The sequence below is a fragment of the Thermococcus argininiproducens genome (assembly GCF_023746595.1).
Classification (GTDB): domain Archaea; phylum Methanobacteriota_B; class Thermococci; order Thermococcales; family Thermococcaceae; genus Thermococcus_A; species Thermococcus_A argininiproducens.
Genome location: NZ_CP080572.1, coordinates 836,117 through 847,924, shown reverse-complemented (window position 1 = coordinate 847,924; position 11,808 = coordinate 836,117). Strand labels below are relative to the sequence as shown.

The following is an 11,808-nucleotide window of genomic DNA, read 5'->3' as shown; positions in this document are numbered from 1 at the left end:
CTAATTAAATTTTTTGATTTTATATCTGTACCAAACAATTTTGTAAATTATTTATAGATCAAAGAAAAGCACCTTAGGGGGAAATCTCCACTTCAGGTTCTTTTTTCCTGTTCTCAAAGTCTTCAAAGACAGTTTTTGAATACTTTGTTACGAAAAGCACAACGGAAACGAAAGTTAAAAACGTCAAGGCCAAAGCTATTTCATGAGCTGGTGCATTATCAAGTAGTATACCCACCAAACCATAACCTATAGGAACTATCCCCTGTCCCATAACCTCAATAACAGAAAATACCCTTGCTCTATATTCTGTTGGAACTAACTGCTGAAACTCCACATTTATTGGAGTGTTTACAAAGGCATTTGAAGCTCCCATAAAGACAGAAACAAGGGCAATAGCAACAAACATTTCCCAGCTTGGGCCTGAGAAAAAGGCTATACTCTGGGGAGATATCAGCAAAGCGAACACAAAGAGGAGAATAGTTCCAAAAACTAGGCCCTTAATCAAAAGGTTCTCTGCCTTTTTATTAGCAAAGAAAGCCCCAAGAATAATATTCCCAAGAAGTATACCTCCCATAAACGATGTCTCTAAAAGCCCATATTGCTCTGCGGTGAATTTAATAACCACTCTCATCACGTATGGGTAAAGGACAGCAAATATAGGAGCCGCGAGAAAATTTACTACCAATGCAAAGCTCATCAGGGTTAAGATCCCCTTTTGTGTCTTTATATATGCCAAGCCTTCTTTTAAGCCTTCAACGATCTCCCCAACGTTCGTTATATTCTTCACTTTTTGCTCATATTTTATGAATAACTCACTTATCCCTGAAGCTATAAATGATACTCCATTTATTAGAAATGCCGCCATTATCCCTCCAGTTCCATAGATTATTCCCCCAAGAGCAGGCCCAACTATATAAGCTGTGCTATTAAGACTCATTAAGATGGAATTCGCCCTCATCAATTCATCTTTTTCTACTATATCTGGGAGCATTGCACTTGTTGCTGGCCCAAAGAGGGCATTCATAATTGAAATAACAAACTGGGCCCCAAAAAGAAGAGGTATAGTAATCAAGTTTCTCAAAGCTAGAAGTGCCAAGACTAATATGACTGCACCTCTTCCAAAATCCATCCAAACCATTATCCACTTCCTATTGAGCCTATCTCCCAAAACGCCAGCTATTGGATAGAGAAGTAAGCGAGGAAGCATTGAAACTATCATAAAAGTCCCCATGATTATACCAGACCCTGTTAAATCCAGTATAAATAATGGCAATGCCACATCCTGCACACCACTTCCTACTAGAGAAACAAAACGTCCCATTGCGTAGAGCCAGAAGTTTCTGTTATCCCTCATTTAACCTCACCAAGATTAATTTATCTGGTCACTCCAATAATGCATTTTGCTCAAAAGTGATCACAATTAGGAAAAGATTTAAATGTTTTTCAGCTATAAAACGCTATGGTGATTGCTATGATTGAGGTCGGTGAATACAAGGTTAAAGAAGGGCTTTACTACACCAAGGACCACGAATGGGCTCAGGTAATGGAGGATGGAACTGTTTTGATAGGAATAAGTGATTATGCACAAAAAGAGCTTGGCGATTTGGCCTATGTAGAACTCCCCGAAATTGGAAAAGAGGTTTCAAAGGGCGATGTTCTCTGTGAAGTAGAGAGCGTCAAAGCAGTAAGCGAAGTTTATGCACCTGTTAGTGGAGAAATCGTTGAAGTTAATGAAGAACTCGAAGAGGCCCCAGAAAAAATCAACGAAGATCCCTATGAAGCATGGATTGCTAAGATAAAACCAAGCAACTTAGAAGAGGAACTAAAAGAACTCATGCCAGCTGAAAAGTATGCTGAATATTTAGAATCTCTCTGATTTTCTTCTCTTTAAATTAATTCTCCCGAAAAAAGAACATCTTCCAATGGTTTAGCATCGTATTCCAAACCTCTCAGGATTCTAGCGAATTCTCTAGCATATCCATAACGAGTATAGATCTTCTCAGGTTTAACTGTCTCAATTATTCTTATAAGCTCCCAAAAGTCCGCATGATTGCTTAATTTCAAATCTCCAAACCCAGAAACAAAAAGTCCTGATGAATGGACTCCATTAAACGATATTTGATTCTTAAAGCCACTAATTAAAACCTCTCCCTCTTTTGAGATATTGCGGAACTTTATCCCAAATTTCTCATAGACTTTGGCAACTTTCAGTATTTCTCGTGAAACTCTAACAGAGTACCCATGGAGGTCCAAGATTTTAAGAAGCTCCTGGGCCTTTCCCATCTGATTTGCGTATAACATAGGAGTCTTTCCTTTATCTAATGACTGCTCCACAAATGCTATAAGTTTTTTCTCAGCTTCTCTTGGAGTTGGGAAATTATACATGGGTAATCCATATGTTGACTCGATAACAAGCACATCCGCTCGTCTAAATTTAGCCTTTTCTGCAGTTCTAAGTTTGAACCATTTAACGTCACCAGTGTAAAGAAGTGAAAATTCATCAAGCTTAATATAGATTTGAGCAGAGCCAAGCATATGTCCTGCAGGATAAAGCTTGGCCTTATAATCCCCTATGTAGAAGGCTTTACCAAAGTCGTAAGTTTTGTAAAACCCTCCTTTTTTGAGATGGCTGAGAAATTTCGTGGCCTTTGTTGAAACTATGACTTTCCCACTAACGAAATGATCTGTATGAGCATGGCTCTGAAATGCTATTTCAGCGGATGAGTCTAAACCAATTCCTCTAATGATCATCATTCAAGAATTATTAAAGAGCCTTTTGAGGTTTGCCCTCGGAATGTTTATTAATTTTGGGAGCATAATAACACTGGAGGTGATAAGCCATGAAAGAAAGCCTTAAAGAGAGAATACGGTTATGGAAAAGACTATATGTGCAAGCTTTTGAGAATGCTACTAATGCACTTCCAAATATTAGCGGAGTTCTTTTAGCATATAATACAAATATCGATGCTATAAAATATCTTGATAAAGAGGATTTAGAACAAAAAATCAATGAAATAGGAAAAGAGAATGTTTTTAAGATCATAGAAAATCCTCCCGAAAAAATAGCATCGCTTGAACATCTTTTTGGAGGAATATTGAGAAGTATAAAACTCGGAAAAGCAATGGAATGGTTTGTAGAGAACGAAGAAGTTAGAAAATATCTACGAGAGTGGGGATGGGATGAACTGAGAATCGGTGGACAAGCCGGAATCATGGCAAATCTCTTAGGCGGAGTGTACAGAATCCCCACCATAGTACACGTTCCACAGAATCCCAGACTTCAAGCAGAATTATTCGTTGATGGCCCCATTTATGTTCCAGTTTTTGAAGGAAATGAACTTAAACTCATTCATCCTAAAGAAGCACAATCTGATGAAGATGAGCTTATCCACTATATATATGAATTCCCAAGAGGATTTCAAGTCTTCAACATCAGAGCTCCAAGGGAAAATCGGTTTATAGCTAATGCTGATGATTACAACGCTAGAGTATATATGAGAAAAGAATTCAGGGAGGGTTTTGGAGAAATAGTCAAAAAAGTAGAACTGGCCTTAATAAGCGGACTTCAAGTTCTAAACGAGTACTATCCCGATGGAACAACATATAGAGACATCCTTGATAGGGTTGAAAGTCATCTTAACATCTTGAACAAACATGGGGTGAAAACTCACTTTGAATTTGCATACACACCAAGCAAAAGAGTGAGAGAAGAGCTTATAGAAATGTTGCCAAAGTTCACAAGCGTCGGGTTAAATGAGGTAGAATTATCTTCAATAATAGAGATAATTGGAGACGAAGAACTCACAAAGGAAATCCTTGAAGGACACCTCTTTTCTGTTATAGACGGAATGAACCTTTTAATGGATGAGACTGGAATAGAAAGAATTCATTTCCACACCTATGGTTATTACCTAGCTTTAACCCAGTACCGAGGAGAACATGTTAGAGATGCCTTGCTCTTCGCTTCATTGGCAGCCGCCGCAAAAGCTATGCGGGGCAACTTAGAAAGAGTTGAACAGATAAGAGATGCCTTAAGTGTTCCAACAAATGAAAGAGCAATAATCCTCGAAGAAGAACTTGAGAAGGAATTTACCGAATTTGAAAACGGCATAATAGATATGACCGACAGACAGCTAACATTTATCCCAACAAAGATCGTGACTTCTCCAAAGAGCACCGTCGGAATAGGAGATACGATTTCAAGCTCTGCATTTGTTAGTGAATTCGGAATGAGAAAGAGCTGAGCTTTTCCTATTTTTCTAACTTGTACTGACCCCTCCCCGCCGTGAACAGCGAGGCTTTCAAAAGAAATAAAGTAAAAATTTATATATAGGAGAAAACAAAGAGTATTTGGCAGAGTGTTTTTGATTATTCTGCTTGCTATAATCACTTAGGAGGTGAGAACATGCTTTTAGAGGCCCCAGTTTATAAGGAAATCTTTGGAGCGGTGAAAATTTACGAGTTACAAAAAGTCATCAAGATGGATACTGAAACCGAGGATGTTCCAATGTTTACGGTGCAGAATATTCCTAGAGGGGATATTTACAAAGTAATTGGGGAAATGGCAATAGTTGTGCCTATGAAAAATGAGAAGCTTCACCTTGTTGATGGTGTATTAAAGGCAATACCCCACAAATCCCCTATTATCATCGTTTCTAATAGCAAAAGGAAAGGTCCCAACAGATTCAAGCAAGAAGTAGACTTAGTTAAGCACTTTTGCAATCTAACACACTCAAGGGTCTTGATGATTCACCAAAAAGACCCTGGACTAGGAGAAGCTTTTAAAGAGGTCGGATATGAGGATATTCTTGATGAAAAAGGACTTGTAAGAAGTGGAAAGGGCGAAGGGATGCTCCTAGGAATATTACTTGCAAAAGCCATAGGTGCCAAGTACGTTGGCTTTGTTGATGCTGATAATTATATTCCTGGAGCCGTTAATGAGTATGTTAAAGACTATGCTGCTGGTTTTCTGATGAGTGAAAGCGACTATGCGATGGTAAGACTCCACTGGCGACACAAACCAAAAGTAAGTAAAGGAACACTCTACTTCAAAAAATGGGGAAGGGTAAGTGAGATAACAAATCGATATCTAAATCAACTCATAAGTGAGAAAACCACATTTGAGACCACTATCATGGTGACTGGAAATGCTGGAGAGCACGCTATGACAATGAAGCTTGCAGAAATCTTACCATTTTCCACAGGTTATTCAATCGAACCCTACGAGATAGTTTATCTCCTTGAACGCTTTGGCACTTGGGAGAATGCAAAAGAACTCCAAGAGGTATTTGATCAAGGAATAGAAATTTTCCAGATAGAAACCTTAAACCCACATTTTCATGAGGATAAAGGCCAAGAACACGTAAAGGAGATGGTTCTGCTTTCATTGACCACTATATACCACTCAAAACTCTCATCAGAGAGTCTAAAACGACAAATCCTAAATGATCTTAGAATGCACAATATAATAAAAGAAAATGAAGAGCCTCCAAAACCAAGAGTCATGAAGCCGATAAAAGAGATAGACATTAAAAAATGGATGGACGCATTGGACGCCAATCAAGAGACATTATTGAGGTTCGATCTATGAAGATAATATTCCTCGATCTTGACAAAACCCTCATAGGAGAGGACTATTCCCCAGAACCAGCCAAAAAAATAGTGGAATTTCTAAAGGAGAGAGGATTTAAAATAATATTTAACTCATCAAAAACTAAGGCTGAACAGGAGTACTACCGGAGGGCCCTTGATATTAATGATCCATTTATTGTGGAAACTGGAAGTGCAGTGTACATTCCAAAAGATGATCTGCCTTTTAACTTCCCTTTTACACGGAAAGAGAGAAATTATTTAGTAATTGAGCTTGGAGTTAACTATACTATAATAAAAAAGGCTCTGGATGAGATAAAAGACAAATTTGGATTAAAATACTATGGTAACTCAAGCCTAGAAGAAGTAATTAGATATACCAATCTTCCAGGGGATCTAGCAAAATTAGCCATGCAAAGGGAGTATTCAGAAACCATATTCACTTGGAGTACACCAGGTTTCGAAAAAGAACTGACAAAAAGAGAATTAAAAATCTCAAAGGGGAGCAGGTTCTACAACGTAACCGGAAACACCGACAAAGGAAAAGCTGCTAAACTTATTTTAAATTTGTATTCACAGGTTGAAAAAATTGAGAGCTACGCCGTCGGGGACGGCCAAAACGACATTCCTATGCTCAAAGTCGTTGATTATCCGTTCACAATCGGTTTATCCTATTCGGGGGCTAAGGATATAAGGGAAATAACTAAATTAATGGAGGTGATAAAATGAAAACCTTAATCCTAGCTGGGGGAAAAGGTACTCGGCTCTGGCCCCTGAGTAGAGAACTTATGCCAAAGCAGTTTATAAGAATATTTAACGACACTTCATTATTCCAAAAAACCATAGAAAGAGCACTAAAATTCTCAAAACCAAAGGAAATTTTTGTCGTGACAAATAAAGAATACAAGTTCAGGGTTCTTGATGACCTTAAAGAACTTGGCCTTGAAATTCCAGAAGAAAATATCCTCCTAGAGCCTATAGGAAAGAACACTCTTCCAGCTATTTACTGGGGGATGAAGACTATAGAGGAAAATTATGGTAGATCGAAAGTTGCCGTGTTACCCTCAGATCACTTGATAAAAGTTGATGAAAACTATATTACGGCATTTGAAAAAGCTGAACAGCTTGCTGATAATTATTTCATAACATTTGGAATTAGACCTACAAAACCTCACACAGGCTATGGATACATAAAACCTGGCGAAAAGCTTGAAGGGGGATACAAGGTAGATGAATTTAAAGAGAAGCCAGACTACGAGACTGCGAAACAATATGTAGAAAATGGGTATTACTGGAACAGTGGAATGTTCCTATTCGACAGTACTCTTTTCATCGAAGAAGTAAAAAGAGTCGCTCCTAAAGTTTACACTGCTTTCGAAGAAGCAAAGAATATAGAGGAAGCATATGAAAAAGTACCAGATATCTCAGTCGATTATGGCGTTATGGAGAAAACAGACAAGGCCGCTGTAGTACCCCTAAATACATACTGGAATGATTTGGGGAGTTTTGATGCCATATATGAAGCCTTTGAAAAAGATAAAACGGGGAATGCTGTCAAGATCAGTGGATTTAAAGGAGAGTACATAAACATAGACTCCAAAAACAATCTTGTAATAACTGAAAGATTAACAGCAACCGTTGGTATTGAAGATCTGATAATAATCGATACTGGAGACGCATTACTCGTTGCGAAAAAAGGAGAAAGTCAGAAAGTTAAGGAAGTTTACAGAAAGCTTGTAGAGAGCAATGACGAGAGGGCTATAGTGCACAAGACGGCATACAGACCATGGGGCTCTTATACCGTACTAGAAGAAGGAGAGAGATACAAAATAAAGCGCCTAACGGTTTTACCTGGAAACAGACTCTCCCTCCAACGACACTATCATCGCTCAGAACATTGGGTTGTAGTCAGGGGGACTGCAAAAGTGAAGATAGAAGATAAAGAACTCCTATTAAGGCCTGGAGAAAGTACTTTCATACCTGCAGGGGCAGTACACAGACTTGAAAACCCCGGGAAAGTTGTGCTTGAGGTCATAGAAACACAAATAGGAGAATACCTAGGTGAAGATGACATTGAACGTTTCCAAGACGATTTTGGGAGAGGTTGAAACAAAAAGCCTAATAATAGAGCACAGGTGATGAGGATGAGCAAGATATTTGGGACATTCGGCGTTAGGGGCATAGCAAATGAGAAAATAACCCCGGAATTTGCTTTAAAAATGGGCCTAGCCTTTGGAACACTTTTAAAAAGAGAAGAACCAACCAAAGAGCTTTGGGTAGTTGTGGGAAGAGACACTAGAGTAAGTGGAGAAATGTTGAAGAATGCCTTAATAAGTGGCCTACTAAGCACTGGCATTAATGTTATAGATGTAGGTATAGCTCCAACACCAGCGATTCAGTTCGCATGTAAATATTTCAAAGTGGACGGAGGAGCTGTTATCACGGCATCTCACAATCCTCCAGAATACAATGGAATAAAACTTCTTGAACCAAATGGATTAGGACTTAAAAAAGAGAGAGAAAGTATAGTTGAGGAACTTTTCTTTAATGAGGAATTTCATAAGGCAAAATGGCATGAAATTGGCCAACTTCTAGAAAGAGATATAATAAGACCGTATATAGACGCAATAAAGTCTAAAGTGGACATTGAAGTCATAAAAAAGAGAAGACCATTTGTAGTCGTTGACACATCAAACGGTGCTGGCTCCCTTGTGCTCCCATATCTCCTAAGAGAACTCGGGTGTAAAGTTGTGAGCGTAAATGCCCAGCCAGATGGTCACTTTCCAGCAAGAAATCCAGAACCAAATGAGGAAAACCTTCAAGGATTCATGAAAATCGTTAAAGCGCTTGGTGCTGACTTTGGAGTTGCTCAAGATGGAGATGCAGATCGTTCAGTATTCATAGACGAAAACGGAAACTTTGTCCAAGGAGATAAGACCTTTGCCCTTGTAGTCAAAGACATGCTCGAAGAAAACAAAGGTGGTCTGGTGGTGACAACCATTGCCACTTCTCATATAATCGATGAACTCGCCAAGATGTATAATGGAAAGGTCATCAAAACCAAGGTAGGGGACCTAATAGTATCGAGGACCCTTCTGGAGCATAATGGCCTAGTCGGAGGAGAAGAAAATGGTGGAGTTATCTTTCCAGATCATGTCCTTGGTAGAGATGGTGCAATGACCGTAGCAAAGATAGTTGAGATCTTTGCAAAGAGCGGCAAGAAATTCAGTGAGTTAATAGGCACACTTCCAAAATTCTACCAACTTAAAACTAAAAAACATGTCGAAGGAGATAGAAAAATAATTGTCGCAAAAGTAGCAGAATTCGCAAAGAAAGAAGGGCTAACTATTGATACAACCGACGGAACAAAGATACTCTTCAAAGATGGTTGGGTTCTTGTGAGAGCGAGTGGAACTGAACCCATAATAAGAATCTTTGCCGAAGCAAAAAGCGAAGAAAAAGTAAGAGAATACCTCAACTTAGGACTGGACCTATTAGAAAAAGTATTAAACGATTAAATTCTTCTTCCCTCACTTTTAACTTTTCTATAGGAACCTTTGGTTTCTTCAATCTTTAAATACCATTGCACATACTCCAACGTGATGAGAACCGAGAAGTATATCAAGAAATGGTCCACAATATTACTTCTATCTATCATTACCGGAGTAATTGGGGGGCTCGGGGCCGTTGTTTTTAGAAAGATGGTTGCAATCGTAAGAATGCTCTTCTTCGGTTCTCTCCTTCCACGTATATCTTTTTATTACCATGGATACAATTTCGGATACATTTTTCTTCCTGCAATTGGCAGCCTACTGATAGTAGCAATAATTAGAAATTATCCCGAATTAAAGGGAAATGGCATACCTGAGGTTATAGAAGCAGTAATATTCAAAAAAGGAGAGATAAAAGGAAAATTAGCATTTCTAAAAGCCTTGGCAACCTCAATAACCATAGGAAGTGGAGGAAGTGTGGGAAGAGAAGGGCCAATTGGATTTATTGGAGCTTCTCTGGCCTCAGCATTAACACAGGCTTTTAAGCTCTCTCCAGAAACGAAAAAGTTGCTAACCACATGTGGACTTGCTGCTGGAATAGCTGGGACTTTTAACACCCCATTTGCCGGAGCGATGTTTGCCCTCGAAGTAGTCTATATGGGAGTATTTTCTATAAACCTCGTCCCCATTTTTCTTTCTGCGGTTGTTGGGAATGCTGTGACATTAATATTATTAGGGGAGGGTTTTGAAGTCACTCTCTCTTCTCAAATAACATATAACCATGTAGAACTTCCTCTTCTATTCCTCATGGGGCTTATATTTGGTCTCTTAGCTGCATATTGGGCAAAATTTATCTTCTGGCTTACTGATAAATTTGAAAAGTCAAGAGCACCGCTTCCCTTTAAATTGTTCATCGGTGGGTTAGGGGTTGGAGTTATTGGAATGTTCTTCCCAAAATATGGAATCTTGGGTGTAGGTTATGAAGGAATAGAACTTGCCATTGCTGGATTGCTCCCACTTACTGTTTTAATCTTCTTAGGAATAGGAAAAATGCTTGCTACATCCCTTATGATATCTACTGGACATAGTGGAGGTATCTTCGCACCTAGCCTCTACACGGGAGCTCTACTTGGAGCAGCCTATGGGAAAATGTTAAGTATCTTATTCCCCACGCTTGGGATCAATACTGCTGTTTATGCTCTTGCTGGAATGGCAGCGTTTTTCAGTGGACTAACCCAAGCCCCCATAAATCAGATACTAATGGTAGCAGAACTCACAAGAGGGTATGCACTTCTTCCTTGCGTTATAACGTCCACTACCACAAGTTTTCTGACAGCGAGATTCATTCTTAGAGGCTCCTCGGTATATACATTAAAACTCGAACGCAGAGGTTTCCGTATAAAGACTGGTCGTCCCGTAGTTTTAGAGACAATCCCCGTAAAAGATATCATGACAACTAACCCCATCTTTGTGAACCCCCAAGATAGACTAATAGATATAGAACACCTTGTGGCACACACAGGACATGATTGCTTCCCAGTGGTTAACGAGAAACTAGAAGTACTCGGAATTGTAGGAATAAAGGATTTTCTGAACAAACCTCAAAAAGTAAAAAGTCTTCCTATTGAAAGATTTCTTAGAAAGAACTATGCAGTTGGATACCTTAATGAAACCGCTCATGATGCCTTTGAAAAATTAATAAAATATGATCAAAATCTACTTCCTATAGTAGAGTCTCCTGAATGCAAAAAGCTGATCGGAGTCGTGACAAAAAGAGATATCTACAAAGCATATTACAGAGCATTACAAGAAATGTATATAGAAGAAGAGTGAATTATCTCATTGAAATCATTCCCATTAGGTAAAAAAGAAGCTTTGCTGCTGTTAAAGCTGTGACATCCCCAAGCTCCATCCCAGCCACTTCCATTATATCAAAACCAACTACTTCTTTATTACGTACAAGCCACTCTAATGCCTCTACTACTTCCCAAAATCCTAAGCCGCCTGCTTCGGGGGTCCCCGTAGAAGGCACCATTGAAAGATCAAAGACATCTATATCTATTGATATATATATCGGATCTGGCAACTCTCTTACAATTTCCTTGAACCTCTCAAAGCTATAATGTCTCGCATGAACCCAATGAATACCTCTTTCTTTTGTGTATTTTACTTCCTCTTTAGTTCCACTTCTTATCCCAAATTCGGCTATTTCTATACCCAACTCGGATATGCGTCTAGCTACACAAGCATGATTCCACGGGTTTTCTTCATATTGCTCCCTTAAATCCAAATGAGCATCGAAAACAATGTAGCTCTTTGGCATTAAAGCTTTAACAGGTGCATAAGTCATTGAATGCTCTCCACCGAGAACTATTGGGATTGCTTTTGGATTCAGTTTTCTTATCTCCTCAATTGTTTTAATACCACGTTTTATTGTCTCAACTGGATTACCTGCCACTATTGCTAAATCTCCAACATCTGCTATTCTAACCTCAGCCAAGTCAATATCATAATCGAGAATATAACTCTCTAAGTTAAGAGTAGCTTGCCTTATTAATGTGGGACCAAACCTTGTTCCAGGCTTATAAGAAGTTGTTCCATCAAAGGGAATCCCTAAAATTACAAAATCTGCTTTTTCTATCTCAGTCATAGGAAATTCAAGTTTCAAGGTTTCATAAGTGTAAAGCAATTCCATTGACCCCCACCGAGAGAAAATTTAGAAAATAAG

The 11,808-nt window shown here is 38.8% G+C and carries 10 protein-coding genes; 7 read left to right on the top strand and 3 right to left on the bottom strand.

All coding sequences use genetic code 11. The annotated features are described in order from the left end of the window. Nucleotides 1–73 precede the first annotated feature (73 nt). The gene (locus tag K1720_RS04415; RefSeq protein ID WP_251950230.1) at nt 74–1,354 is read right to left on the bottom strand and encodes an MFS transporter; all 1,281 of its coding nucleotides are present in this window, start codon (nt 1,352–1,354) and stop codon (nt 74–76) included. Nucleotides 1,355–1,471: 117 nt separating this feature from the next. Between K1720_RS04415 and gcvH the strand changes: the two genes are divergently transcribed. Continuing rightward, nucleotides 1,472–1,876, top strand: coding sequence for a glycine cleavage system protein GcvH (gene gcvH / locus K1720_RS04410; protein ID WP_251950524.1), 405 nt, complete (start codon nt 1,472–1,474; stop codon nt 1,874–1,876). Between the two features lie 11 nt (nt 1,877–1,887). Here gcvH and K1720_RS04405 read toward each other — a convergent pair whose 3' ends face one another. Then, nucleotides 1,888–2,751 (bottom strand): MBL fold metallo-hydrolase, encoded by an 864-nt coding sequence (locus tag K1720_RS04405; RefSeq protein ID WP_251950521.1) that lies wholly within the window; start codon nt 2,749–2,751, stop codon nt 1,888–1,890. A gap of 89 nt (nt 2,752–2,840) precedes the next feature. Between K1720_RS04405 and K1720_RS04400 the strand changes: the two genes are divergently transcribed. The 6 genes from K1720_RS04400 (at nt 2,841) to K1720_RS04375 (ending at nt 10,913) form a co-directional block, all read left to right on the top strand. Next, nucleotides 2,841–4,244, top strand: coding sequence for an ADP-specific glucokinase (locus K1720_RS04400; protein WP_423837322.1), 1,404 nt, complete (start codon nt 2,841–2,843; stop codon nt 4,242–4,244). A 161-nt stretch (nt 4,245–4,405) separates the two neighbouring features. After that, entirely contained in the window at nt 4,406–5,590 is a 1,185-nt protein-coding gene (mpgS, locus tag K1720_RS04395) for a mannosyl-3-phosphoglycerate synthase (RefSeq protein WP_251950228.1), read from the top strand. Continuing rightward, nucleotides 5,587–6,318, top strand: coding sequence for a mannosyl-3-phosphoglycerate phosphatase (gene mpgP / locus K1720_RS04390; RefSeq protein WP_251950226.1), 732 nt, complete (start codon nt 5,587–5,589; stop codon nt 6,316–6,318). The genes mpgS and mpgP overlap by 4 nt, the downstream gene beginning before the upstream one ends. Further along, nucleotides 6,315–7,697, top strand: coding sequence for a mannose-1-phosphate guanylyltransferase/mannose-6-phosphate isomerase (locus tag K1720_RS04385; RefSeq protein ID WP_251950224.1), 1,383 nt, complete (start codon nt 6,315–6,317; stop codon nt 7,695–7,697). The genes mpgP and K1720_RS04385 overlap by 4 nt, the downstream gene beginning before the upstream one ends. 36 nt (nt 7,698–7,733) lie before the next feature. Beyond that, nucleotides 7,734–9,107 (top strand): phosphoglucosamine mutase, encoded by a 1,374-nt coding sequence (glmM, locus tag K1720_RS04380; protein ID WP_251950515.1) that lies wholly within the window; start codon nt 7,734–7,736, stop codon nt 9,105–9,107. Between the two features lie 84 nt (nt 9,108–9,191). After that, nucleotides 9,192–10,913, top strand: coding sequence for a chloride channel protein (locus tag K1720_RS04375; RefSeq protein ID WP_251950222.1), 1,722 nt, complete (start codon nt 9,192–9,194; stop codon nt 10,911–10,913). A gap of 1 nt (nt 10,914) precedes the next feature. Here the strand turns inward: K1720_RS04375 and speB are convergent, their stop codons facing one another. After that, nucleotides 10,915–11,775: an agmatinase gene (speB, locus tag K1720_RS04370; protein ID WP_251950220.1), complete on the bottom strand. Its 861-nt coding sequence runs from the start codon at nt 11,773–11,775 to the stop codon at nt 10,915–10,917. Nucleotides 11,776–11,808: the final 33 nt, after the last annotated feature.